Genomic DNA, 26,058 nt, shown 5'->3' on the forward strand with positions numbered 1-26,058 from the left:
ATGGCAAAACTACAATATCAATTGATTTTAGATGAACTGAAAACGACGTTATCTAATGTTAAAGATCAAGATGTTGAAAACTTTGAACAAGCAATCAAAGATGCCAAAAATATTTTCGTAGCAGGTAAAGGTCGTTCTGGATTCGTCGCAAATGGATTTACAATGCGCTTGAATCAGCTTGAACAACCTGCATTTATCATTGGCGGTATTACAACACCTTCTATCCACGAAGGCGACTTGTTTATCGTCATTTCAGGTTCAGGCAGTACAGAACACTTACGCCTATTAGCTGAAAAAGCTAAAGATCAAGGTGCACAAGTGGCGTTAGTCACAACAAAACCTGATTCTAAAATCGGTGAATTGGCAGATGTCACAATCGAATTGCCTGCCGGAACAAAACATGATGCTGAAGGTTCAGCACAACCTTTAGGCAGTTTATTCGAACAAGCTGCACAATTATTCTTAGATGCTGTTGTATTAGATTTCATGAAAGACTTCAATATTGATGAAACTACGATGCAACAAAATCATGCGAATTTAGAATAAATCACATTAATGGCCTGTAAGCTTTTGAGTTTATCTCTTTAACTTACAGGCCTTTTCTTTATGCTTTTTAGTAACCATATAACTTAACTATTTTACCTCTTCATAAAAAACCTCTGCTTAAATAGTCCACAAAGTAAAATCACCTTGCACCACCACTAAGCAGAGATTATCAAACAGGATATTTTATCAGCTGAACTAACACGCTTGCATCCTTTTATTTTAAATGTTCATAAGGACGGCTTTCTGCGAATGATACAATTTGTTCAACGAATAAACGAGAACGTAATTGGAATTCTTCGTCTTGTAAGAAGAATGTACCATCATCTAATTTGCCGTAATCTGAATCATGTGTCGCAATTTGGGTAGGCACTGCGATACCTAATAAGGTACGTACAATTAAGCGTAAGTGAGAAAGTGGTTCTGCACTTACAATACCGCCGCTGTTCCCCATTAAGCCGACTGGTTTCATTTTGAAGTCATCCATTGTCAGATGATCTAAAGCGTTCTTTAAGATACCAGAATATGAACCATGATAGTTCGGTGTACCTAAAATAATAAAGTCCGCTTCTCTCGCCTTCTCTTGTAAATCTTTCACATTAGCTTGATAATCATCTGGCGGATTACTTGCGCCAGAAACATCTAATGTATGGATTGGACGCTCAGCTAAATCAAAAATTTCCGCTTCAACATCCTTTTCATTGAATTGTCCCTTTAAGTATTGTGCCAGTGCTTTTGTGTGCGAATCAATGCGCGCACTGCCTACGATAATGACACCTTTCATTCAATAGTCACCCCAGTTAATTTATTTTGATTGCTCTTCCAGCATTTTGTTGATTGCTTTGCCGACACCACTGTTTTGGTTGTTATCTGTCACATATTTTGCGTATTCTTTCACTTCAGGCATCGCATTTTCCATTGCGACAGGATAACCCGCTTTTTCAAGCATCGATACGTCATTCATGTTATCACCAATTGCCATGACATCTTCCATATTGATACCGAGTTGGTTTGCGATTTCTTCTAACGCAATCCCTTTTTGCGCATAAGCGTTTGTGATTTCGATATTACCTCGTGCTGATGATGAAATTGCTAAGTTTGTGTGTTTCGCAAGTTCTGCACTGACACGATCAATTTTACCGATATCACTGTCAAACGCTAAAATTTTCATCACAATTTCACCAGGTCTTTCACTGATTTGATCATAATTATCAACTACTTTTAATGTGCCTTGATCAATACGATGTTGAATATGGCGATGTATTTTTTCTACATCTGCTTTTTGACCTGCATGTTCTGCAATATCAATATAAATATCTAAATCTCTTTGAGGATCTTCAGTATAAATACCAAGGTTAGTATAGACTTGGTAATAAATATCCTCTCGATCTAGAACATGTGTAATTTGTTCAATCATTTCATGATTCAAGCTTGATGTATGCATAATATCGAATGATTCATCACGAACCTCTGCACCATTCAAACAAATATATGGGACTTTCAATCCGGTCGGTTCCACAGGCGCATTGGCTTCATAGAAAGCACGACCTGTCGCAATCACGACCGTAATCCCTTGTGCCTGCGCTGCTTTAATCGCTTTAATATTTTCCTCTGAAATTTCATGTGCTGCATTTAATAATGTTCCGTCCATATCTGTCGCAATTAGTTTAATCATGAATTAACCTCGTTTCTTTTGTCTTAGCCGTAGTGTCGTAAAATTACTTTTCACAACAAAGTCTAACCTCATTCTATCAAATTTTGATAACAGACTTCTATCGTCTGTTTGTACGATTTATGAGGGTAGAAACTATCGGCATTACTCATTCTTAACTATCTCTTACTTTTTAACGCTTTTCAAACAAAAAGATGTCCACTTCTTAAAAGCAGACATCTTCATTCTTCTAAAGTTGTTTTAACTGTTCAAGTCATTAGCCTCTTGCGATTGCTTAGCTTGTTTCTTCTTGTTTCTTAATTGCTTGAAGAAGTTCCGCAACATATCACCGCATTCTTCTTCTAAAACACCACTCACAACTTCTGCACGATGGTTGAAACGCGATTCTTGAAGTAAATCCATTAAACTGCCGCTACAACCGCCCTTTGGATCAGCAGCGCCATAAACAACGCGTGGAATACGGCTCATAACAATCGCACCAGAACACATCACACAAGGTTCTAAAGTGACATATAAAGTACAATCTTCTAAACGCCAACTCCCTACTGCTTCAGCTGCTTTTTCTATCGCAATATGTTCCGCATGGGCTGTCGGAAGTTGAATCGTTTCTCTTAAATTATGTGCACGTGCTATAATTTCATCGTCTTTAACAATGAGTGCGCCAATCGGTACTTCACCGATAGCTTCAGCTTTTTTGGCTTCATCTAATGCAAGTTTCATATATTTTTCATCTATTGTCATATGTTCAATCCCTTACCATGTGATACAATTACTATTGTCTATTTTAACACTTGGAGTGTTGTTTATGAATCAACCTTATATCGCTATTGAAGGGCCTATAGGAGTAGGCAAATCCTCTTTAGCACATCGCTTAAGTCAATCTCTTGATTATCATGAAGCACAAGAAATCGTGGATGAAAATCCATTTTTATCTGATTTCTATGACGACATTTCAAAATGGAGTTTCCAGACTGAAATGTTCTTTTTATGTAACCGTTACAAACAGGTTCAAGATCTAGAACAACTACATAACGGTATTGTCAGTGACTATCATGTTTATAAAAACAAAATCTTTGCGCGTCAAACACTGACAGATACAGAATACAACAAGTTTGACCGTATTTACGATATTCTGACTGAGGATCTTATGATGCCGGACATCGTAATCTTCCTCGATGCAGATTTAGAAGTATTAAAACAACGTATCGCCAAACGCAATCGCAGCTTCGAAGCACAAATTGAAGATGATTATCTTTTAAATTTAAAAGAAGCTTATCATCACTTCTATGAATCTTTAGAAGCCGAAGGCAAAATGGTGAAACGCATCGATACAACAAACTTGGATTTCGTCAATCACGCTGACGATTACGAGTATCTATTAAACATTGTACAATCAATGATAGGAGGCAACACGCATGAATAATTACGGTATCCCTCAAGATGCGGTGATTACAATCGCAGGTACTGTAGGCGTCGGTAAATCGAGCTTAACACGTGCCTTAGCTAAAAAATTAAACTTCCGCACTTCTTTCGAGAATGTGGACCATAATCCTTATCTAGATAAATTCTATGATAACTTTGAACGTTGGAGTTTCCACCTTCAAATCTATTTCCTTGCGGAACGCTTTAAAGAACAAAAACGCATGTTTGAATATGGCGGGGGCTTTATCCAAGACCGTTCTATTTATGAAGACGTTGATATCTTCGCAAAGATGCATGAAGAACAAGGGACGATGACACCTGAAGACTTCAAAACATACTCAGAATTATTTGAAGCGATGGTCATGACACCTTACTTCCCAAAACCAGACGTTTTAATTTATTTAGAATGTGATTACGATGAAGTGATTGAGCGCATCAAACAACGCGGTCGCCAAATGGAAATTGATACAGATCCAGAATACTGGAAAAAATTATTCCGTCGTTACGAAGAATGGATTTCAAGCTTCAATGCCTGCCCTGTCGTACGCGTGAACATTAATGAATATGATCTGCATGAAAGTTTAGACACGCTAGATCCAGTGTTAGATAAAATTGCGCATGTGATTGATGTCTATCGTAATGTAGATACTAGAAAATAATAAGCAAACAAAAAATCATGTATCTCTGCTCTTAACTGAGCGAGATACATGATTTTCTTTTACTCTGAATAAACTTGTATGAAGTTATTTATCAAAGAAACGTTTTATTTCATCATTCAAACCTTTATAGTAATCATAACGTGTAACTGGGAATTTATCTTTCATATCATCATCTGTGCTATTATGCATCACAAACGGATGACCGATATGACTTAAATAAATCTCATCATTACCACTGTCACCGAAACCTAGTACACCTTCTGAATCAAGATCATACATATCTAACAGGTAACGCACAGCGAATAACTTGCCAGCGTTTTTAGGTGTAAAATGTACATCATACGCATCTTCAGGGTCACCTGCTTTAGGATTCGTTTTATTATAATGTACCGCATAGTCATAAGCCGCTGCTTTATCTTGTAAATCTTTTAAATTCTGCTCGTCTTTTTCTTCATCGCCTTGTGCATAATAGTAATATTCATACAATGTTTCTTCATCTCTGAATTCTCTTTGCGGATGAAGTTCAACTTGGTGTTCTGACTCGAAGCTGTCGATAATTTCATCAACTTTTTCTTTAGTGAACGTTGTTTCTGAAACAGCTTCTTCATAATCTTTAGAACGTTGATATTCGCCTTTATCATCTAGTTCAAATAATTTGGAACATAAGTCAGAAAAGATAAAGTCTGGTTTATATTCCATTTCCGCATGTTTCATTTTCTCCATAATACTTTCAAAGATACTGCCTGATAACACTGCAGTAATCACTTGGTGCTTTTCTTCAGCTTGTTTCAGTGTCGATTCAAGTTCACGTAGTTCAGGAATATCTTCTTTCGTGGTTTGATGCTTATAATACGTTTCGTCAAAATCAAATAAAATTAATTGACGCATCATATCATCCCTCCAACCTTGGTTATAATTCTAACTCTTCGCGGTAAATCACAGGTTCATAATCGTCATCATTGATAGCTTTACTATAATAACCTTCATCTGTTTCTTTTAAACCAAAGGCTTCGGCCTTATCCGCTTCACTTGTGCCAATATAACTTTGACCTTTCGCATCAAAAAACAAATCAAAGAGCGTACCGCCATAACGTGCTTCATGTTTCAAATCATATAATGCATCGACTTCTTGACGTTTGACGTCTTTATAAAACAATGTATGGCTCGAATATTTTGTTGTTTTCGCTTCAAAACCTAAAGACTGCGCTCCGGCATCTTCTGTGACCAAATGCAAAGTCTTGCCAAAGTCATTTAAGACGCGAAACACTTCTCCTTGATATTCTGCATAACGTCCATCTAATACTGTATGTTGTTCTTTCATGATTTTCACCTCATTTAATGTGTGACGATAACTTAGGATTCTGTATCTTCACCCTTTAAAATAGAAACAATTTCTGGCGCTTTCTCTACGACATAATCCGCATGTTTAAATTCATGTGCTTGACCTACGCCCGTCAATACAGCTACAGACAGCCCTAAGCCAGCGTTAACAGCGGTTTGTATATCATTAGGTGTATCGCCTACAATTGCGATTTCTTCCGCTTTAAGCCCCTTCTCTTGCGCAAAGAGCGGCTTTAATACAGCTGGGTCTGGCTTTTCAGCCGCATTAGATTCAGTAGAAATGACTAAATCAAAGAACGCTTCTGTATCTGTAGATTCAATAAATTGATCTGTGCCTTTCTTCGTATCACTCGTAATAATTCCAATATGATATCCATCTGCCTTTAATGTTTCTAACGCTTCCACCATCCCATCAATCCATTTAATTTCAGGAACTCTATGGTCAATGAGATATTGACTCGTCTTGCGTGTCCACTCGCCCACATCTTCTCCAGCTAACGCATTGAAATTCTGAATAATTTCATCTAGCGAACCACAGGCCATCGGTGTACCAGGTTCTATTTGATTCTTTTCTTTATTCACACCTAAAGTCTGATAAGCATGTGCTTGATCTTCTTCTGAAATAAAACGTTCCACAAACTGATCCACCATTTGAATACCAATCTTCATCCAACTCATATCAAAATCAATGAGTGTGCCATCTTTATCAAATAAGATCCATTTAATTGTCATCAGTTTCACGCTTCTTTCTTTATACTTTTATTTCATTTTATCAATTTATGAATTAAGAAGGAAATTAAAAAAGGCTTACACCCTTTGTATTGGATGTAAGCACAAAATGCATCAACGATTAATCTTTCTCACAGTTTTGACGGTCCTTTGATGGTTCTGGTAACGTCTTGACTAACGTAAACAATACAATCGTTTGGAAGGTCACCATAATCAATAAACCAATTCTGATATAGAAGTTATCTAGCATATAAAGCGAAAATGCGATAACAATATATAAACTCAATAAAATTTTGAACTTCTTCTTTAAAGTAAAGCCTCTATCTCTTTTGAAGCTTTCCACATATTCACCGTAAACCTTTGTACTCACTAACCAACGATTAAATCTTTCAGAACTTCTTGAAAAACAAACAGCTGCTAAAAGTAAAAAAGGTGTAGTTGGCAACAAAGGTACAACGATTCCTATAAAACCAACGATAGCTGAAATTAAACCTATCGTAATTAAAATATATCTCATAAAAGCACCTCTACCGATAATCATTTTCAATTATACAATAGAATACAGACTAGTAAACAATAATATGTTTGCTTATTACTTTTATCTACCTTGAGTTTAGTTAGCACTTTCTGTAGGATAGTTTGTATGTCAAAATCTTAAGGAGAAACCTATATGAGATTACATAAAATGAAGCTTCAAGAAGCCAACTTTCCAAAAGCATTAGATATTTGGGAAAGCTCTGTCATCGCGACACATGACTTTTTAAAAGAAGAAGATAGAATCACTTTAAAACAAGAGATTCCTACTTACTTCCAACAAGTTGAAGCTTATTTGTGGTTTGTTGGACAAGAAGCAATTGGCTTTTCTGGAACACACGATCACAACTTAGAAATGCTTTTTATAGACCCAAAACACTTTAATCAAGGTTACGGTTCAGAAATCTTGCAATATTTAATCCAGCAAGGAAAAGTAAGTTATGTGGATGTTAACAAGGATAATGAACGCGCAATAGAATTCTATCTTAAAAATGGCTTTGAAGTTTATAAAACTTCTCAAACAGACGCCCAAGGTAGAAATTATCCTATTTTACATATGAAGTTATAAAGCACTCGGCAAAAACCTTTAATTATATTAATGACAAAACAGGTCAGAAACACACTGTTATCTGTGCTTCTGACCTGTTTTTTTATCACTATTTATAATTCTTTTTCGAATTATTTTTTAGGAACTACAACTCTCCAGCCGTGTTTGTCTTCTAATTTACCACTTTGGATACCAGTATATTGGTCATATAAGTGTTGAGTGATTTTACCTGTTTCGTTATTATTGATAACGATTTCGCGGTCTTCGTATTTTAAGACACCTACAGGTGAAATAACTGCAGCTGTACCTGTACCGAAGACTTCATCTAATTCACCTTTATCATACGCTTCGAATAATTCATCTACAGATACACGACGTTCTTCTACTTTATAGCCAAGTTCTTTAGCTAATTCGATGACAGTTTTACGTGTAATACCTGGTAAGATACTACCGTTTAATTCAGGTGTAACAAGTGTACCATTTTCAACGAAGAAGATGTTCATGCTTCCGACTTCTTCGATGTATTTTTGTTCTACACCGTCTAACCATAATACTTGGTCATAACCTTCTTTGTTTGCGTTAGATTGTGCTAATAAGCTTGCTGCATAGTTACCAGCTACTTTCGCAAATCCAACACCGCCACGTACGGCACGAACATATTTATCTTCTACATAAATACGTGTTGGTTTTAAAGCGTCGCCGCCATAGTATGAACCAGAAGGAGATAAGATGATTAATAATTTGTAGTGGCTTGCTGGGTGAACACCTAAGCCTGCTTCAGTCGCAAAGACGAATGGACGAATGTATAATGATTGACCTTCCCCTTCAGGTACCCAGTCACGTTCAACATTCACTAGTTCTTTTAATCCTTCTAATAATAACTCTTCATCAATTTGCGGCATTTCTAAGCGCGCTAATGATTGATTAATACGTTTGAAGTTTTGGTCAGGTCTGAATAAATCAACCTCTCCATTATGTTTGTATGCTTTTAATCCTTCAAAGACTGCTTGGCCATAATGAAGTCCTTGTGCAGCGGGATCAAGTTCGATCGGTGCATAAGGAGTAATCTTCAAATCATGCCAACCACCTTTATCTTCATCGTAGTCATAACTTAACATGTAATCAGTGAAGTGTTGACCGAATCCTAAGTTACTTGGATCTGGTTTTTGTTTAAGCTCTTCACGTTTCTCGAATTTAACATTTTCTGACATGATTTCTGCCTCCTAAAATTGTGCTTATAAATAAGATAATACTAAAATTATAGCAATCTAAGTCTGTGTATTCAATGAGTTTTTAGAAAATTTAAAAAATATGCCCCTAATCAAATCCTCTATTGAACACAGTTATTTATATCTCTCTTTAACATTTCCCCATTGATACAAATTAAAAGTTGCTATATTCCTTACACTTCCATTATTGTACAGTCTATTTCTGAATGCAACTGTGAGCAATCTCATTTTCACTTTGTGTAGACGTTCTATTCATTAAGAACATCCGCTTTCATTAATTTCAAAACTTCCTTTATCAGCATCTAATGTCGCACTGACACCATAAGGCAAAATACACTTTGGTTCATTATGGCCAAAGCTGCCATTAGCGATGACAATTTTATGTTCTAAGTTTTGTTCTTTTAATATCTTTAACCATAACGCTTCTATCTCTTGATGGTTCACATCATTTTGGGGTTTGCCTATCAAAATACCTTCAACATTTTCTAATACTTTCATATCAGCAAGAGACCGAATCGCCTGTTTATAAAAATCCAACGGTAAAGGTGTCTCTGAGTTTTCTACAAACAAAATTTTGTTTTTAAATACCGATGCATCTGGAAAAACATATGTGCCTCTTAGATTATTCAATACCTCAAAACAGCCTCCGATTAAGTCACCTGTTACCTTACCTTTGCCGTTAACAACTTTATAACTCATATTTTTCACTTTTTCTCTTTGTATATTTTGATGCACTTCTTCCCATCTCAAACCGAACTTACGGTAATATGGAGACGTCTTTACAGTTCCTATCCTGTCATTTGTAAATAATACTTTCTGAATGCTATCTATCGTGTAAGAATCCATTTCTACATGTTCGGCAAAATCGGATAAAATAGCAGGTCCGTAATAGGTCATAATACCTGCTTGATAAAACTTTAAATGGATTGAAGTAATATCAGAATATCCCATGAATATTTTAGGGTTTTGTTTGATGATGTTGTCATCTAAATAAGGCACAATTCTCATGGATTCTTCTCCGCCAATAAAAGAGAAGATTGCTTTAACTTCTTTGTCTAGCAGTGCTTCATGTATATCTGCCGCTCTATGTTTTGGATGATGATACAATGCATCAATACCATCTAAGGCATGTTTCATAATTTTAATGTTTAATCCAAAGATTTCTTCCAGTCGCGCTTTCGCTAATTCAACTCGATAGCTTATAAAAGACTCTCCAGCTAATCCAGATGAAGGCGAGACAAGCGCTACTGTATCACCTGGATTTAAATGCTTAGGCTTAATCAATCTGGTCATCTAATCGTCACCCACTTAACATTAGTCTACTGCCGTTATACATAATAATTAACAGGACGAACATTTTCTATAGGTCCTAGAAAGCATTCAGCCCTGTTGATTTAATTCATATGCTTATATTATTTTTGTGTTGCTGCTTCTTTCTCTCTAACCCCTTGCAACATAGCTTCTGTCATCTTGTCTAAATCATATTTAGGTGAGAAGCCCCATTCATTTCTTGCACAACTTGTATCAATCGCATCTGGCCAGCTATCTGCAATACCTTGTCTGACTGGATCTACTTCATAGTGCATTTTGAATTCTGGAATTTGTTTACGAATAGATGCGGCAATTTCTTCTGGCTCGAAACTCATACCGCTTAAGTTAAAGGCACAACGATTTTCAATATTTTCTTCTGGTGCTTCCATCAATTTAATAATTGCGTCGATCGCATCATCCATAAACATCATATCCATGTAAGTATCTTTACCGATAAAGCTTGTATACTCACCTTTACGTACCGCCTCAAAATAAATCTCACAAGCGTAATCTGTTGTACCGCCGCCTGGTTCTTTCACAAATGAAATTAACCCAGGGAAACGTACGCTTCGTGTATCTACACCAAACTTAGTATGGTAATACTCGCATAATAACTCACCTGATACTTTGTTTACACCGTACATAGATGTTGGTCGTTGAATCGTTAACGCAGGTGTATCACGTTTAGGTGTTGTTGGCCCGAATGCCCCGATAGAACTTGGTGTAAAGAACTGTACATTATGATGGCGTGCCGCTTCTAACGCATTGACTAAACCACCCATATTAATATTCCATGCCAGCATTGGATCTTTCTCAGCTGTCGCAGACAATAATGCGGCCATATGCATTAAAGCATCTGGTTGAAATTCCTCTACAACCTCATTCATGCGTGCTGCATCTGTAACATCTAATATCGCAAACGGTCCGTCTTTGATTAGAGAATCCGCTTCTGGTTCTCTAATATCCGTTGCTAAAACATTATCTGTTCCATAAATCTCACGACATTTTAATACAAGTTCAGTCCCGATTTGCCCTAGTGCGCCAGTAATCATAATTCTTTTCATATTTCTCTCTCCCCTTTGAAAAGTGCGCTAAAGAACTGTAGTATTTCTGAGGTGTACATTCTCTTGTTATTTAACACTATATTTTTATAAATGCTTATTAATGTATATACCATACGTACAAAAATAAGTAAAGCGCTTACATTTGAAAAGAGCAAAATTATACTTTTCTATTTATTTCAAAGACACATCATTTAGATAACCCATCAAATATTTTTACGACAATGCTTTTGAAGAAATTCATAACCTTCTTTCTCATAGAAATCAACAGCCGCGTTATTTTTCCCCCAATAATCCAATTCTACTGTGTCACACTGCTCTTTTTCTGCTACCTCTTCTATATACTGCATGAGTGCATGCCCATAACCTTTATGCTGAAATTCTGGTTCAATACTGATTTGATGAATATACAACGTCTTCTGTCCATAACGAAATGGCGTTTCATATAACGTTACCAATTGCGCCCACAAGTACCCAGCAGCTATTCCTGTATCCGTTTCAATGACTAATAAATAATGCTCAGGTTGATGCATGAGCTTTTGAAATAGATCTAGCGTATCCAAATAATGATAAGGCTTAAAAATATCTGGGTAGGCTTGATGATGTATGTCATGGACAGTTTGATTTAAACGTGCTAATAAAGCTGCATCCTCACATATTTTAATTTCCAACAGTATCCCTCACTCTCAACACCTTATTGGCATTACTTTATTCGAAGTCTTGACTTGCGTCATGTTATGATTATTGTAACGTTTTTTTGTACTGATTACTGTTTTTAAGGAGGCACATTTATGTGTACGAGTTTTGCATTTACATCTCAATATGATGCGAACTATTTAGCACGCACCATGGATTTCTCATTTAGTTTGAATTCTTTCCCGAAGGCTATTCCTAGAAATTATGAATGGACAAGCAACAATGGTCGTGACTTTAAATTAAATTACGGCTTTGTAGGAACTGCAATGACAGTCAATGGTGTGGTATTCGGAGATGGCATAAACGAAAAAGGATTATCCATTGCTGTGTTATATTATCAAGGAGAAGCTTCTTATGCGACTTCTACTTCTAATGACAATATCAATCTAGAACCTGAAGAATTCATTATGTGGTTTTTAGGCATGAATGAATCTATCAGAGACTTTAAAGAACAAGCAGATAATGTTCGTTTACTTAAACAAGTAAATCCCGCATTAGACAGCGTTCCACCACTACACTTTATGATTACAGATCAATCTGGTCAAAGTATCGTTGTGATTCCTTCAGACGGTCAACTGATTATTAAAGAGAATCCCATTCGTGTATTAACGAATAACCCTAACTTAGAATGGCACTATCAAAATGTGAGACAGTATACACACTTCAATATCGAAGCGCCCTCACCGTCACTCTTAGGCATTGAGAGTGTAAAACCTTTTGGCGTTGAATCTGGTACTGAAGTTCTGCCGGGCGGTTATACTTCCCCATCTCGTTTCGTTAAAATGGCTTATTTCCGTCAATTTATCGAAGATGCGGAAGATGAGAATAAACGACTCAACAACTTATTTAAATTACTCGATACTGTCAGTATTCCAAGAGGTGTCGTTTTAGACGAAGGTACGATTTATTACACACAATACCAAGCTATCGTCGATACACACCATCTCACTTATTACTTTAAAGACTATAACGGTTCAGATGTATACCAAATCAAACTGACTGATGAGATTTTAAACGCAAGTGATGCGATTACTTATACAGTAAAACCTAAATTAAATCTGGTTGATTTAACTGAAGAAGCTTCAGACCATCAGTAAATAGAACTAAACGGAGAAGCACATAGAGAAGCTGCTCCGTTTTTTCTATATCCATATGGTATTATCAATTTGATTATAACTTTTAATGGTATTAAGGGGCTGATACATATGTGTACGAGCTTTACCTTTACTTCACAATACAACACAACTTACTTAGCACGGACCATGGACTTTGCGTTTGAACTGAAAGCTTTTCCTAAAGTTATCCCAAGAAACTATCAGTGGGAAACAACTTATGGACAAACCTTCACTTTTGACTATGGTTTTGTGGGCAGTGCGATGAAAATAGACGATGTGATGTTCGCAGATGGCATCAATGAAAAAGGCCTTTCTATCGCAATTTTAAACAACAATGGCTTTGCGACATATAAGCCTGCACCCGCTTCACATCATATTAATTTAGGTCCAGAATCATTCATTATGTGGCTTTTAGGTACGAACGCATCCATTTCACATTTAAAAGAAACGATTGGTAATGTGAGGTTGATTGATGAACAAAACCCTGTACTTGGTAAAACACCTGACTTTCATTTCATCGTCACTGATCAAACAGGTCAAAGTATTGTTCTTGTACCAAAAGGTGGTAAACTGATTTTGAAAGATAATCCGGTACAAGTTCTGACTAATCACCCTGACTTAGAATGGCACTACCAGAATTTACAACAGTACACAGCTTTTAATTTTGATCCATCAGCATCCATCACACTTGGTGATAAACAAGTAGATCCAATTCATGTCGAAACAAATACTGAAATATTGCCTGGAGGTTATACCTCACCAGCACGTTTCGTTAAAACTGCTTATTTCCGTCAAATGATTGAAGATACTGTAGACGACACGATGCGCTTAAATAACCTATTCAAATTATTAGACACTGTCAGTATTCCGAGAGGCATCGTACTCCACGAAGGGCAGCCTCATTATACGCAATATCAATGTATACTCGATTGCGAACACTTAACGTATTATTATAAAGACTATAACAGCTCAGATATTTATACGATTCAACTGACAGACGTCTTACTAGATTCAAAAGAAGAGAAAACATATGAAATTAAGCCACAATTAAATTTAAAAGATATCACCTTGTCACAACACGATTCACACCATGATGAAGGAGTAGATTAATATGTATGATGAACAATTTAAAAAAGAGTATCAAGCTGCTGTATGTGCTTATACTAAAAAGTTTAAAGAAGCTCCTAGTAGAATGCTTTTACGGGGTATGCCTGCTGAAGATGCTTTGGAACTTATGAAAGACTGTGTGAAAGATAACGAACCATTAGAGAAGTTTTATTTAGATAATCACTACTTGAGTTAAGTACGTTCATGTATTCACTCAACGGATAAAATGAATATATACGACACCTCTGAATCAACCACAAAGGAATGAAAAACTATGTATGATGACAAATTGATTGATGCCTATGAAGCTGCTGAAAAAGCTTATGAGAAAAAATTTGGAGAACCACCAGGCAGAATGTTTTTGAGACAAATGACACTTGAAGAATCATTAGAACGTATTGAACAATGCATCAAAGATAACGAGCCATTAGAGAAGTTTTATCTTGATCATAGATATATCACTTAAACAATAAAAGAAATGACTCAGCTAAGTATCTAATACACTGATTTCTAAAATAAAAGCGGAACCGTTCAATTAACTGAACAGTTCCGCTTCATTGTTTCTATAAAGCTACTTAGATTACGCCTAGTTCTTTACCTACTTTTTTATACGCCTCAAGTGCCTCATCTAACATTTCTTTAGTATGTGCAGCTGTAGGCATATTACGTACACGTCCTGTACCACGTGGTACTGTTGGGAAGACGATAGATTTCACATAAACTCCTTCGTCTTTTAGACGTTTACTGAATTCTTGTGTTTGTTTTTCATCACCAATAATTACAGGTGTGATTGGTGTTTCTGATTCACCAATATCATACCCTAGTTCTTTTAAGCCGTCTTTAAGATAATTCGCATTTTCCCAAAGTTTGTCATGCAGTTCTGTAGAATCCATGAGTTTACGTACAGCGGCAGTAATCGCTGCTGAAGATTCTGGTGTTAAAGATGTTGAGAATAAGAATGGACGTGATTGTACTTTCAACCAGTCGATTAACTCTTGTGTCCCAGCGACATAACCGCCGACCACACCAATTGCTTTAGATAATGTACCGATTTGGAAATCGATTTTATCTTGTAAACCGAAGTGTTTTACTGTGCCAGCACCTTTACCCATAACACCTGATCCGTGCGCATCATCGACATAAGTAATTAAGTCAAACTCTTCCGCAATCTCAACGATTTCAGGTAACTTTGCTACGTCACCATCCATACTGAACACACCATCAGTGATATACATCACTTTATTGTATTGACCTGATTCTACAGCTTCTTTCGCTTTTTGACGTAAGTCGTCCATATCTGAATGATTTACGCGAATAATTTTAGCTTTAGATAAGCGGCAACCATCGATAATAGAGGCATGGTTTAACTCATCTGAAAGAATCGCATCATTTTTATTCATAACCGCAGAAATCGCTGCCATATTACAATTAAAACCAGATTGATATGCAATCGCTGCTTCTGTTCCTTTAAATTCAGCTAATGTGTTTTCTAAAGTTTCATGAACATCTAGTGTACCGTTGATTGTACGTACTGCACCTGCACCGACACCATAATGATCGATTGCTTCTTTCGCAACTTTTTTCAAGTCTTCGTCTGTTGCTAAACCTAAGTAGTTGTTTGAAGAAAGATTGATATACTTTTCGCCGTTGATTGTAATTTCCGGTCCATTTGCCCCTTCGACAATATCAATCTCGTTGTATAATCCATTATCCTTTAAATATTGAATGTTTTCGTCTAAAAAACCATGTAATGATTGAACCATTGGTTGATTATCCCCCTTGTGTTAGATTACATATATCATAACGTATTTTATTATAATAGAAAAGTTAACACTGATTAGTTATTTTGAAAAAACAAAATTTTGTATATTAAAAGGTCGAAATGACGCGTTATTTTAACATGAACGTTTTAAGTTTATTCTGTGAAACGCGTGCTATAATAAGGACATCTATATTAATTACAGAAGAGGTGAATACCATGTTGAATTGGTATCAACTTGCGCACGATAAAGAAAAAACTATGATTCAACTCAGAAGACATCTCCATCAATATCCTGAGTTATCATTTTCAGAACATAACACCCACGACTATATCGTTAATCAGCTCGAACAATTAGACTGTACGATTCGTAGACCTGTAGGAAAAAACGGTATTGTCGCAACATTTAAAGGCCAAGGCGAAGGCCCGACAGTCGCCTTACGTGCTGACTTCGATGCCCTTCCGATTACTGAACTGAACGACAAACCTTATCGTTCTAAAAATGAAGGATGTATGCATGCGTGCGGTCACGATGGCCATACTGCGATTCTCTTAGGCGTTGCTCAAATTATTAATGAACATTTAGCACATTTAAAAGGCAACGTCGTATTAATCTTTCAATATGGTGAAGAAATTGTTCCTGGCGGTGCCCAACAAATGATTGATGACGGTGCTTTAGAAGGTGTAGACAGTATTTACGGCAACCACCTATGGAGTGGTTATCCCACAGGCATCATTTATTCACGTCCAGGCGCCATGATGGCTTCACCTGATGAATTTACCGTTACCATTCAAGGTCAAGGCGGTCACGGTGCTAAACCGCATGAAACGATCGACCCGATTGTGATATTAGCTGAATTTATTCTAAGCGCACAAAAAATCGTTTCACGTACGGTCGATCCGATTAAACAAGCTGTGGTTACTTTCGGAATGATTCAAGCCGGTTCATCAGATAGTGTGATCCCCGACTCTGCGATGTGTCGCGGTACAGTGCGCACATTTGATTCTGAGCTCCAAACACATATCATGAATAAACTTGATAAGCTTCTACAAGGGCTTGCGCTTGCGAATGATATTGAATACACAATGGATTATGAACGTGGCTATGTCCCTGTTCATAATAATGAACAAGCTTATGAAACAGTTAAGCAAGCCGCTCATGATATGAATTTACGCTTTACTGAAGCAGATATGATGATGGTGGGCGAAGATTTCTCAGCTTATCAACGTGTGAGACCTGGCACTTTCTTTCTAACAGGATGTGGTAATGCGCAAAAAGGTACAGACTATCCTCACCATAACCCTTACTTTGATATTGATGAAGCTGCATTGAAATACGCAGCTGCCGAGTTCTTAAAAATATTAGAATTAGAAAATGTTTTATCTTCTGAACGTCTTTAAATCAAAACAAAAATGCGTACACATGTAGAAATGATGTGTACGCATTTTTTATGTTAAACAACACACGACTAGAGCATATCAATAGAAAAATATGTAAAAAAAGAGCCCCTCACAAGAGGAGCTCTCTATTAAAAATCAACTTAAGTTAAGTCGAAATTATGCTTGGATTTCAGTAACAACGCCTGATCCTACAGTACGTCCACCTTCACGGATAGAGAAACGAGTACCGTCTTCAATCGCGATTGGAGCGATTAATTCAACAGTCATTTCTACGTTATCGCCAGGCATAACCATTTCAGTACCTTCTGGTAAGTGAACAACGCCAGTTACGTCAGTAGTACGGAAGTAGAATTGTGGGCGGTAGTTAGTGAAGAATGGAGTATGACGTCCACCTTCTTCTTTAGATAAAACGTAAACATCAGCTTTGAATTTTGTGTGTGGAGTAATAGAGCCAGGAGCTGCTAATACTTGTCCACGTTGTACGTCTTCACGTGCAACACCACGTAATAAAGCACCGATGTTGTCACCAGCTTCAGCGTAGTCTAATAATTTACGGAACATTTCTACACCTGTAACTGTTGTTTTCTTGCTTTCTTCAGTGATACCGATGATTTCAACTTCTTCACCGACTTTGATTTGACCACGTTCAACACGGCCTGTTGCTACAGTACCACGACCAGTGATTGAGAATACGTCCTCAACTGGCATCATGAATGGTTTATCAGAGTCACGTTCTGGAGTTGGGATGTAGTCATCTACAGCTTGCATTAAGTCTAAGATTTTTTGTTCGTATTCTGGGTCGCCTTCTAAAGCTTTTAATGCAGAACCAACGATAACTGGTACATCGTCACCAGGGAAGTCGTATTCAGATAATAAGTCACGAACTTCCATTTCAACTAATTCTAATAATTCTTCGTCGTCAACCATGTCAGCTTTGTTTAAGAATACAACTAAAGCTGGTACACCAACGTTACGTGATAATAAGATGTGTTCACGAGTTTGTGGCATTGGACCATCTGCAGCAGATACTACTAAGATACCGCCGTCCATTTGAGCAGCACCAGTGATCATGTTTTTAACATAGTCAGCGTGTCCTGGGCAGTCAACGTGAGCATAGTGACGTTTGTCAGTTTGATACTCGATGTGTGAAGTATTGATTGTAATACCACGTTCTTTTTCTTCTGGAGCGTTGTCAATCATGTCGTATGATTGTGCTACAGTGTCACCATTTTTTGCTAATACAGTTGCGATTGCAGCTGTTAATGTTGTTTTACCATGGTCAACGTGACCGATAGTACCAATATTGGCATGTTCTTTTGAGCGATCGAATTTTTCTTTAGCCATTATGAAATCTCTCCTCTTCTTGTTAAAAAGTTATTTAAATTATCTCTCATGATAGTTTCTCACCATCATGAGAGCTTTATTGTTAAGTTGTATAAAGGACTAATTCCTTTATAAAGCATTTTCCGCAAAAAATCAATTCAGGAGACCTGTCAAGTCAGTTCTTGTGCAAGTTCCTAAAGGGAATTTAATTATTCACCTTTATTTTTCTTGATGATTTCTTCAGAAATTGATTTAGGTACTTCTTCATAGTGATCGAAGTACATAGTGTAAGTACCGCGACCTTGAGTGTTAGAACGTAATGAAGTTGCGTAACCGAACATTTCTGAAAGTGGTACGAATGCACGAACCATTTGAGCGTTACCACGAGGTTCCATACCATCAACACGTCCACGACGAGCTGTTACGTCACCCATGATGTCACCCATGTATTCTTCAGGCATTAAGATTTCAACTTTCATCATTGGTTCTAAGATTACTGGATCTGCAACTTTAGCAGCTTCTTTAAGTGCTAATGAAGCAGCGATTTTGAAGGCCATTTCAGATGAATCGACATCATGGTAAGAACCATCGTAAAGTTTAGCTTTAACGTCGATTAATGGGTAACCAGCTAATACACCGTTTTCCATAGCATCTTTAAGACCAGCTTCAACTGATGGAATGTATTCACGTGGAACTACACCACCAACGATAGCGTTTTCGAATTCGAATCCTGCGCCAACTTCGTTTGGTGTGAATTCAATGTGAACATCACCGTATTGACCACGACCACCAGATTGACGAGAGAATTTACCTTGAACTTTAGCTGGTGTTTTGAATGTTTCACGGTATGAAACCATTGGCGCACCAACGTTAGCTTCAACGTTAAATTCTTTTTTCATACGGTCTACAAGAATGTCTAAGTGAAGCTCACCCATACCGCCGATGATAACTTGTCCAGTTTCTTCATCAGTGTGTGCATGGAATGTTGGGTCTTCTTCTTGTAATTTAACTAAAGCTTGAGTCATTTTATCTTGGTCAGCTTTAGATTTTGGTTCTACTGACAAGTGAATAACAGGTTCTGGGAATTCCATTGATTCCAAGATAATGTCATTTTTCTCACCACATAAAGTGTCACCAGTACCAGTTTCTTTAAGACCTACCGCAGCTGCGATATCGCCTGAGTAAACTGTGCTGATTTCTTTACGAGTGTTCGCGTGCATTTGTAGTAAACGACCTACACGTTCACGTTTGTCTTTAGTAGAGTTTTTCACGTATGAACCAGAGTTCATAGTACCTGAGTACACACGGAAGAATGTTAATTTACCAACGTAAGGGTCAGTCATAACTTTGAATGCTAATGCAGCGAATTCTGCATCATCATCTGCTCTAGCAACGATTTCTTCATCAGGATTGCTAGCACGGTGACCAATGATTGGTTTAACATCTAATGGTGATGGTAGGTAATCAATTACAGCGTCAAGCATTAATTGAACACCTTTGTTTTTGAATGCAGTACCGCAAAGTACTGGGTAGAATTCGATATCTAAAGTAGCTTGACGGATTGCTGCTTTCAATTCGTCAACTGAAATTTCTTCACCTTCAAGATATTTTTCCATTAAGTCTTCGTTAACTTCTGCAACTGATTCGATTAATGTTTCGCGAGCTTCAGCTGCTTTCGCTTTGTAGTCTTCTGGAATTTCGATTTCTACGACTTCTTCACCGAATTCACCATTGTATTGGAAACATTTCATTGTAACTAAGTCAATGATTGCTTCGAATTCGTCTTCAGCACCGATTGGTAATTGAACAGCTTGAGCGTTTGCATCCAAACGATCATGTAAAGTGCTTACTGCGTATTCGAAGTTCGCACCGATTTTGTCCATTTTGTTTACGAATACGATACGAGGAACTCCATAAGTTGTAGCTTGACGCCAAACTGTTTCAGTTTGTGGTTCAACACCTGATTGAGCATCAAGTACTGTAACCGCACCGTCAAGTACACGTAATGAACGTTCAACCTCAACTGTGAAGTCTACGTGTCCTGGTGTATCGATAATGTTGACACGGTAATCATGCCATTGTGCAGTTGTTGCTGCTGATGTGATTGTGATACCACGGTCTTGTTCTTGTTCCATCCAGTCCATTTGTGCCCCACCATCGTGAGTTTCACCAATTTTGTGGATACGACCTGTGTAAAACAAGATACGTTCAGTTGTAGTTGTTTTACCAGCGTCAATGTGGGCCATGATACCAATGTTACGAGTTTTTTCCAAAGAAAAGTCTCTAGCCATTGTATTTTTTCTCCTTCCAGTAATTACTTGAGTAAATACTTTGAATATGGCGATGCCCTAAGCATGCCTTGGAATATACCATTTGAACACGCTCAGGGTTAAACCTTGAATCTTACCAGCGGTAATGAGCGAATGCTTTGTTCGCTTCAGCCATTTTGTGTACATCTTCACGTTTCTTAACTGCGCCACCTGTATTGTTAGCTGCATCTAAGATTTCGTTAGCTAAACGTTCTTCCATAGTTTTTTCACCACGAAGACGTGAATAGTTAACTAACCAACGTAAACCTAAAGTCGTACGACGCTCTGGACGTACTTCTACAGGTACTTGATAGTTAGAGCCACCTACACGGCGTGCTTTAACTTCTAATACTGGCATGATATTGTTAATTGCTTCATCGAATACTTCCATTGCATCACGACCACTGCGTTCTTGTACAAGGTCAAATGCTGAATAAAGAATTCTTTGAGCTGTTCCGCGCTTACCATCTAACATGATTTTGTTAATCAATTTAGTCACTAACTTAGAGTTGTGAATTGGATCTGGTAAGACGTCTCTTTTTGGTACTGATCCTTTACGAGGCATAATCAGAGTCCTCCCTTCATATTATAGTATAATCTCAAAATTTATCTCGAAAATTTACGTAATCTTAAACTTATTTTTTAGGACGTTTTGTACCGTATAATGAACGGCTTTGCATACGACCTTCTACACCTGAAGTATCAAGTGCACCACGAACGATATGGTAACGCACACCAGGTAAGTCTTTTACACGACCTCCACGTACAAGTACAACACTGTGTTCTTGTAAGTTATGGCCGATACCAGGGATATATGCGTTTACTTCGATGTTGTTTGATAAACGAACACGAGCATATTTACGTAACGCTGAGTTAGGTTTTTTAGGTGTCATTGTACCAACACGAGTACATACGCCACGTTTTTGTGGTGAGTTCAAGTCAGTAAATTGTTTTCTCATACTGTTAAAACCTTTGTTCAAAGCTGGTGAATCTGATTTCTTAGCTTTGCTTTTTCTTGGTTTACGTACTAATTGGTTAATAGTAGGCATTTAAGATGTCCTCCTCTCCTGTTTTATAATCCCACACATCCAGGTGGTTCATTTTTAGGTTAAATAAAATTTAGTAAGCGCAATTACTTACTAATTCTCATTTCAATAGAGCAACGACTGCTGCATCTACGTTGATACCTGCATATTCTCCTAAAGCTTTTTTACTTTCGAAAAATGAAACAGGAATATCGCTATGATTGATCTTACTTAACACGTCTGACAGCAAATAAACTTCAACGTCTTGAGCAATAATCAATGATGTAACTTGGTTCTTCTTGAGAGCTTTGAGCGTCTCTTTCAAACCAACAACCTTATGGTGTTTGTTTAAGCGTGCAACTTTTTCATTAGACATTGATTATCCTCCAAAGTTCTGCTTGCATCAACCTTTATAATAGTAACACTTTCCATAGGTTGCGTCAACACAATTATTTAATATAATGCTGACTTTTTTAATGATAACAAATTCGGTGAAAATTTCAACAGATATCCTTAATCCTCTCTGTATTTCAAAGAATAGAAAAGCCAATACCGGCTTTCTAATTCAGAAAGTGGTATTGGCTGATTTATAATCTAAAGTTTATTATTGCGGTGTATTTGTATCCGCTGCAAGTTCCTCAACTGCTTCTTTCACTTGAGGGTCGATATGTTTTTCGTATTTAGCTTCGCTATAACGTCTCATACCTGTACCTGCAGGAATCAATTTACCGATAATAACGTTCTCTTTAAGACCAAGTAAGTCATCGCGTTTACCTTTGATGGCTGCATCTGTAAGAACACGAGTTGTTTCTTGGAATGATGCTGCTGATAAGAAGCTTTCTGTTTCAAGAGACGCTTTCGTAATACCAAGCAATACTGGTTTTGCAGTTGCTGGACGTTTACGGTCTTTGAATGCTTCTCTGTTTGCATCTGTAAAGTTGTGGATGTCTACTAATGAACCTGGTAATAGTTTTGTATCACCAGCTTCAATGATACGTACTTTACGTAACATTTGACGAACCATAACCTCAACGTGTTTATCGTCGATTTCTACACCTTGCATACGGTAAACTTTTTGAACTTCTTTAAGCAAGTAGCTTTCTGTCGCATTTAAGCCTGCTACTGATAAGTAGTTCTTAGGTTCGATAGAACCTTCAGTTAAGACTTCACCGCGTTCAACGTGTTGGCCTTTTTCAACTTTAAGACGTGAAGTACCTGAAGCAAGATAAGATCTTGTTTCGTTAGCACCTTTGATCACGATTTCTTGTTGACGGTCTTTCGCAAGTTTGATGTCTTCGACTGTACCTTCAATGTCAGTAATAACTGCTTGACCTTTAGGGTTACGTGCTTCGAAGATCTCTTGGATACGTGGAAGACCTTGAGTGATATCGCTTCCGGCTACCCCACCTGTATGGAAGGTACGCATTGTAAGCTGTGTACCTGGTTCACCGATAGATTGTGCTGCGATTGTACCAACCGCTTCACCCACTTCAACTTTTTCACCAGTCGCAAGGTTTTTACCGTAACATTTTTCACATACACCATGACGTGTATTACATGTAAATGCTGAACGGATGTACATTTGTTCAATGCCTGCATCAGTGATGCGTTTTGCGATTTCTGGTGTAATCAATTGATCTGGTTTCACAAGAACTTCATCAGTTTCTGGATGACGTACCGTTTCTTTAGAGTAACGGCCTTCAATACGCTCGATGAATGGTTCGATCATTTCTGTACCTTCTTTGATGTCAGATACAAGTAGACCACGGTCAGTTCCGCAATCTTCTTCACGAACGATAACATCTTGCGCAACGTCAACAAGACGACGAGTAAGGTAACCTGAATCGGCAGTTTTAAGTGCTGTATCGGCAAGACCTTTACGCGCACCGTGAGTAGAGATGAAGTACTCTAACACTGTTAAACCTTCACGGAATGAAGATGTGATTGGTAACTCGATGATTTTACCAGATGGTGCGGCCATCAGACCACGCATACCAGCTAACTGAGTAAAGTTAGATGCGTTACCACGAGCACCAGAGTCACTCATCATGAAGATTGGGTTCGTTTTTTCTAGGGATTTCATCAATTTACCTTGAATTTCATCCTTAGCATCTGTCCAAATTTCAACGACAGCATTGTAACGTTCTTCTTCAGTGATTAAACCACGGTTATATTGTTTTTGAACACGTTCAACTAATTTTTCGTGTTCATCTAAGATTTCTTGTTTATCAGGTAATACCACGATGTCAGATACACCAACAGTGATACCTGCTTTAGAAGAGTATTTGAAACCTAAGTCTTTCATACGGTCAAGCATCATTGATGTATCAGTAATGCTGAAGCGATTGAACACTTCTGCAATGATATTTCCTAAGAATTTTTTGTTGAATGGTTCAACAAGTTCTTGGTCTTCAAAGTATGCTTTTAAGCCGCCTTCGCCTAATTCGCTTGCGCTGACGAAGTATTTATCAGGTGTTTTATCTTCTAAGTTTGTTTGAGACGGTTCATTAATATAAGCAAATGAATCCGGAATGATTTCGTTAAAGATTACTTTACCGACAGTTGTCGTCAAGATCTTACGATTTTGTTCTTCAGTGAATGTAGGGTTATTGAATGAACCTGCATGTACACCAATACGTGTATGCAAGTGTACATAACCATTTTGGTATGCTTTCAATACTTCATTTGCATCGTTAAAGATTGCACCTGTATTCACTGCATCTTTACGTTCTAAAGTAAGGTAATAGTTACCAAGTACCATATCTTGTGATGGTGTAACAACTGGTTTACCATCTTTAGGGTTCAAGATGTTTTGAGCTGCAAGCATTAACATACGTGCTTCTGCTTGTGCTTCTTTAGATAAAGGTACGTGAACGGCCATTTGGTCACCATCGAAGTCAGCGTTATAAGCTGTTGTTACCAATGGATGTAAACGAATCGCACGGCCTTCAACTAATGTTGGTTCGAACGCTTGGATACCTAGTCTGTGCAATGTTGGAGCACGGTTAAGGAGTACTGGGTGTTCTTTGATAACGTCTTCTAAAACATCCCATACTTCATCTTCCATACGTTCAATTTTGCTTTTCGCATTTTTGATATTTGTCGCAATTTCGCGTTGAACTAATTCTTTCATTACGAAAGGTTTGAATAATTCTAACGCCATTTCTTTAGGTAGACCACATTGATACATTTTAAGTCCTGGACCTACTGCGATAACAGAACGACCAGAGTAGTCAACACGTTTACCTAATAAGTTTTGACGGAAACGACCTTGTTTACCTTTCAACATATGTGAAAGTGATTTTAATGGACGGTTACCTGGACCAGTTACTGGACGGCCACGACGACCATTATCGATTAATGCGTCTACTGCTTCTTGCAACATACGTTTTTCGTTTTGAACGATAATACCAGGCGCACCTAAGTCTAATAAACGTTTCAAACGGTTATTACGGTTGATAACACGACGGTATAAGTCGTTCAAGTCACTTGTCGCAAAACGTCCGCCGTCTAATTGAACCATTGGACGGATTTCTGGTGGGATAATTGGAAGTACATCCAAAATCATCCATGAAGGTTCGTTACCAGAGTTTCTGAATGATTCAACAACTTCTAAACGTTTGATTGCACGAGTCAATCTTTGTCCAGTTGCTGATTCTAATTCAGTACGTAAGTCTTTCAACTCTTCATCTAAGTCAATTTCAGATAATAGGTCTTTAATACCTTCAGCACCCATTTTCGCTACGAATTGACCAGGGAATTTATCATAATAGTCTCTGAATTCTGCTTCAGAAAGTAATGATTTTTTCTCAAGACCTGTTGGGCCTGGATCAACCACAACATATGATGCGAAGTAGATAACTTCTTCAAGTGATCTTGGAGACATATCTAATAGTAGACCCATACGACTTGGGATACCTTTGAAGTACCAAATGTGTGAAACTGGTGCCGCAAGTTCAATGTGGCCCATTCTTTCACGACGTACTTTTGATTTCGTTACTTCAACGCCGCAACGGTCACAAACCATGCCTTTATAACGTACACGTTTGTACTTACCGCAACTACATTCCCAGTCTTTTGTAGGTCCGAAAATTCTTTCACAGAATAAACCATCTTTTTCAGGTTTTAAAGTACGATAGTTGATTGTTTCAGGTTTCTTAACTTCACCGTATGACCATGAACGAATCTTTTCAGGTGAAGCAAGGCCGATTTTCATATAATGGAAATTATTTACATCAATCAAGGAGCCTACCTCCTTCAATTTAGATTAGCTGT

General features: G+C 37.5%; 27 protein-coding genes. 9 read left to right on the forward strand and 18 right to left on the reverse strand.

Annotated elements, in window-relative coordinates; genetic code table 11:
* A complete protein-coding gene (gene hxlB / locus MUA87_RS11335; protein ID WP_002481357.1) occupies positions 1–546 on the forward strand; it encodes a 6-phospho-3-hexuloisomerase in 546 nt (181 codons plus the stop codon).
* Positions 547–760: 214 nt separating this feature from the next.
* Here the strand turns inward: hxlB and MUA87_RS11340 are convergent, their stop codons facing one another.
* The 3 genes from MUA87_RS11340 to tadA all read right to left on the reverse strand — a co-directional run bounded on the left by MUA87_RS11340 (position 761) and on the right by tadA (position 2,956).
* Entirely contained in the window at positions 761–1,327 is a 567-nt protein-coding gene (locus MUA87_RS11340) for an NADPH-dependent FMN reductase (protein ID WP_002481356.1), read from the reverse strand.
* A 21-nt stretch (positions 1,328–1,348) separates the two neighbouring features.
* On the reverse strand, positions 1,349–2,218 hold the full coding sequence (locus tag MUA87_RS11345; protein WP_002481355.1) for a Cof-type HAD-IIB family hydrolase: 870 nt from the start codon (positions 2,216–2,218) through the stop codon (positions 1,349–1,351).
* Between the two features lie 237 nt (positions 2,219–2,455).
* Positions 2,456–2,956 (reverse strand): tRNA adenosine(34) deaminase TadA, encoded by a 501-nt coding sequence (gene tadA, locus MUA87_RS11350; protein WP_002481354.1) that lies wholly within the window; start codon positions 2,954–2,956, stop codon positions 2,456–2,458.
* Positions 2,957–3,020: 64 nt separating this feature from the next.
* On the opposite strand from tadA, the gene MUA87_RS11355 reads away from it, so the two are divergent.
* On the forward strand, positions 3,021–3,638 hold the full coding sequence (locus tag MUA87_RS11355) for a deoxynucleoside kinase (protein ID WP_023015487.1): 618 nt from the start codon (positions 3,021–3,023) through the stop codon (positions 3,636–3,638).
* Positions 3,631–4,296: a deoxynucleoside kinase gene (locus tag MUA87_RS11360; RefSeq protein WP_002481352.1), complete on the forward strand. Its 666-nt coding sequence runs from the start codon at positions 3,631–3,633 to the stop codon at positions 4,294–4,296. Before MUA87_RS11355 ends, MUA87_RS11360 begins: the two co-directional genes overlap by 8 nt.
* A gap of 84 nt (positions 4,297–4,380) precedes the next feature.
* Here MUA87_RS11360 and MUA87_RS11365 read toward each other — a convergent pair whose 3' ends face one another.
* The 4 genes from MUA87_RS11365 to MUA87_RS11380 form a co-directional block, all read right to left on the reverse strand.
* Positions 4,381–5,184 carry an HAD-IIB family hydrolase gene (locus tag MUA87_RS11365; RefSeq protein WP_231291632.1) on the reverse strand — a complete coding sequence of 268 codons (804 nt, stop codon included), beginning with the start codon at positions 5,182–5,184 and terminating at the stop codon, positions 4,381–4,383.
* 22 nt (positions 5,185–5,206) lie between these two features.
* Positions 5,207–5,617 carry a hypothetical protein gene (locus tag MUA87_RS11370; RefSeq protein ID WP_023015488.1) on the reverse strand — a complete coding sequence of 137 codons (411 nt, stop codon included), beginning with the start codon at positions 5,615–5,617 and terminating at the stop codon, positions 5,207–5,209.
* A gap of 32 nt (positions 5,618–5,649) precedes the next feature.
* The gene (locus MUA87_RS11375; protein ID WP_031262637.1) at positions 5,650–6,363 is read right to left on the reverse strand and encodes an HAD family hydrolase; all 714 of its coding nucleotides are present in this window, start codon (positions 6,361–6,363) and stop codon (positions 5,650–5,652) included.
* Positions 6,364–6,487: 124 nt separating this feature from the next.
* A complete protein-coding gene (locus MUA87_RS11380) occupies positions 6,488–6,883 on the reverse strand; it encodes a YbaN family protein (RefSeq protein WP_002481348.1) in 396 nt (131 codons plus the stop codon).
* 153 nt (positions 6,884–7,036) lie between these two features.
* On the opposite strand from MUA87_RS11380, the gene MUA87_RS11385 reads away from it, so the two are divergent.
* Positions 7,037–7,468 carry a GNAT family N-acetyltransferase gene (locus MUA87_RS11385; protein WP_057510134.1) on the forward strand — a complete coding sequence of 144 codons (432 nt, stop codon included), beginning with the start codon at positions 7,037–7,039 and terminating at the stop codon, positions 7,466–7,468.
* A gap of 110 nt (positions 7,469–7,578) precedes the next feature.
* On the opposite strand, the gene MUA87_RS11390 is transcribed toward MUA87_RS11385, so the two are convergent.
* The 4 genes from MUA87_RS11390 to MUA87_RS11405 all read right to left on the reverse strand — a co-directional run bounded on the left by MUA87_RS11390 (position 7,579) and on the right by MUA87_RS11405 (position 11,719).
* Entirely contained in the window at positions 7,579–8,658 is a 1,080-nt protein-coding gene (locus MUA87_RS11390; protein ID WP_002481346.1) for a branched-chain amino acid aminotransferase, read from the reverse strand.
* A gap of 273 nt (positions 8,659–8,931) precedes the next feature.
* Complete coding sequence (locus tag MUA87_RS11395; RefSeq protein ID WP_023016311.1) at positions 8,932–9,969, reverse strand: S66 family peptidase; 1,038 nt, start codon at positions 9,967–9,969, stop codon at positions 8,932–8,934.
* Positions 9,970–10,088: 119 nt separating this feature from the next.
* Complete coding sequence (locus MUA87_RS11400; protein WP_002481345.1) at positions 10,089–11,051, reverse strand: L-threonine 3-dehydrogenase; 963 nt, start codon at positions 11,049–11,051, stop codon at positions 10,089–10,091.
* 203 nt (positions 11,052–11,254) lie between these two features.
* A complete protein-coding gene (locus MUA87_RS11405; protein WP_107540224.1) occupies positions 11,255–11,719 on the reverse strand; it encodes a GNAT family N-acetyltransferase in 465 nt (154 codons plus the stop codon).
* A 120-nt stretch (positions 11,720–11,839) separates the two neighbouring features.
* On the opposite strand from MUA87_RS11405, the gene MUA87_RS11410 reads away from it, so the two are divergent.
* From MUA87_RS11410 to MUA87_RS11425, 4 genes are all read left to right on the forward strand, one after another.
* The gene (locus tag MUA87_RS11410) at positions 11,840–12,841 is read left to right on the forward strand and encodes a choloylglycine hydrolase family protein (protein WP_023016310.1); all 1,002 of its coding nucleotides are present in this window, start codon (positions 11,840–11,842) and stop codon (positions 12,839–12,841) included.
* 108 nt (positions 12,842–12,949) lie between these two features.
* Positions 12,950–13,969: a choloylglycine hydrolase family protein gene (locus tag MUA87_RS11415; protein ID WP_262550848.1), complete on the forward strand. Its 1,020-nt coding sequence runs from the start codon at positions 12,950–12,952 to the stop codon at positions 13,967–13,969.
* Position 13,970: 1 nt separating this feature from the next.
* Positions 13,971–14,162 (forward strand): hypothetical protein, encoded by a 192-nt coding sequence (locus MUA87_RS11420; protein WP_002481341.1) that lies wholly within the window; start codon positions 13,971–13,973, stop codon positions 14,160–14,162.
* 78 nt (positions 14,163–14,240) lie between these two features.
* A complete protein-coding gene (locus MUA87_RS11425) occupies positions 14,241–14,432 on the forward strand; it encodes a hypothetical protein (RefSeq protein ID WP_002481340.1) in 192 nt (63 codons plus the stop codon).
* Positions 14,433–14,541: 109 nt separating this feature from the next.
* Here MUA87_RS11425 and MUA87_RS11430 read toward each other — a convergent pair whose 3' ends face one another.
* A complete protein-coding gene (locus MUA87_RS11430) occupies positions 14,542–15,729 on the reverse strand; it encodes a glycine C-acetyltransferase (RefSeq protein WP_023016308.1) in 1,188 nt (395 codons plus the stop codon).
* A 215-nt stretch (positions 15,730–15,944) separates the two neighbouring features.
* Here MUA87_RS11430 and MUA87_RS11435 point away from each other — a divergent pair, with 215 nt between their 5' ends.
* A complete protein-coding gene (locus tag MUA87_RS11435; protein ID WP_262550850.1) occupies positions 15,945–17,126 on the forward strand; it encodes a M20 family metallopeptidase in 1,182 nt (393 codons plus the stop codon).
* Between the two features lie 156 nt (positions 17,127–17,282).
* On the opposite strand, the gene tuf is transcribed toward MUA87_RS11435, so the two are convergent.
* From tuf to rpoC, 6 genes are all read right to left on the reverse strand, one after another.
* Positions 17,283–18,470 (reverse strand): elongation factor Tu, encoded by a 1,188-nt coding sequence (tuf, locus tag MUA87_RS11440; protein WP_002481337.1) that lies wholly within the window; start codon positions 18,468–18,470, stop codon positions 17,283–17,285.
* A gap of 188 nt (positions 18,471–18,658) precedes the next feature.
* Complete coding sequence (gene fusA / locus MUA87_RS11445; protein ID WP_002481336.1) at positions 18,659–20,740, reverse strand: elongation factor G; 2,082 nt, start codon at positions 20,738–20,740, stop codon at positions 18,659–18,661.
* A gap of 112 nt (positions 20,741–20,852) precedes the next feature.
* Positions 20,853–21,323: a 30S ribosomal protein S7 gene (gene rpsG / locus MUA87_RS11450; protein ID WP_002481335.1), complete on the reverse strand. Its 471-nt coding sequence runs from the start codon at positions 21,321–21,323 to the stop codon at positions 20,853–20,855.
* Between the two features lie 70 nt (positions 21,324–21,393).
* Entirely contained in the window at positions 21,394–21,807 is a 414-nt protein-coding gene (rpsL, locus tag MUA87_RS11455; protein ID WP_002481334.1) for a 30S ribosomal protein S12, read from the reverse strand.
* Between the two features lie 97 nt (positions 21,808–21,904).
* The gene (locus MUA87_RS11460; RefSeq protein WP_002481333.1) at positions 21,905–22,159 is read right to left on the reverse strand and encodes a ribosomal L7Ae/L30e/S12e/Gadd45 family protein; all 255 of its coding nucleotides are present in this window, start codon (positions 22,157–22,159) and stop codon (positions 21,905–21,907) included.
* A gap of 228 nt (positions 22,160–22,387) precedes the next feature.
* Positions 22,388–25,999 carry a DNA-directed RNA polymerase subunit beta' gene (rpoC, locus tag MUA87_RS11465; RefSeq protein ID WP_226956325.1) on the reverse strand — a complete coding sequence of 1,204 codons (3,612 nt, stop codon included), beginning with the start codon at positions 25,997–25,999 and terminating at the stop codon, positions 22,388–22,390.
* Positions 26,000–26,058: the final 59 nt, after the last annotated feature.

This window comes from Staphylococcus simulans (assembly GCF_025561465.1).
GTDB lineage: Bacteria > Bacillota > Bacilli > Staphylococcales > Staphylococcaceae > Staphylococcus > Staphylococcus simulans.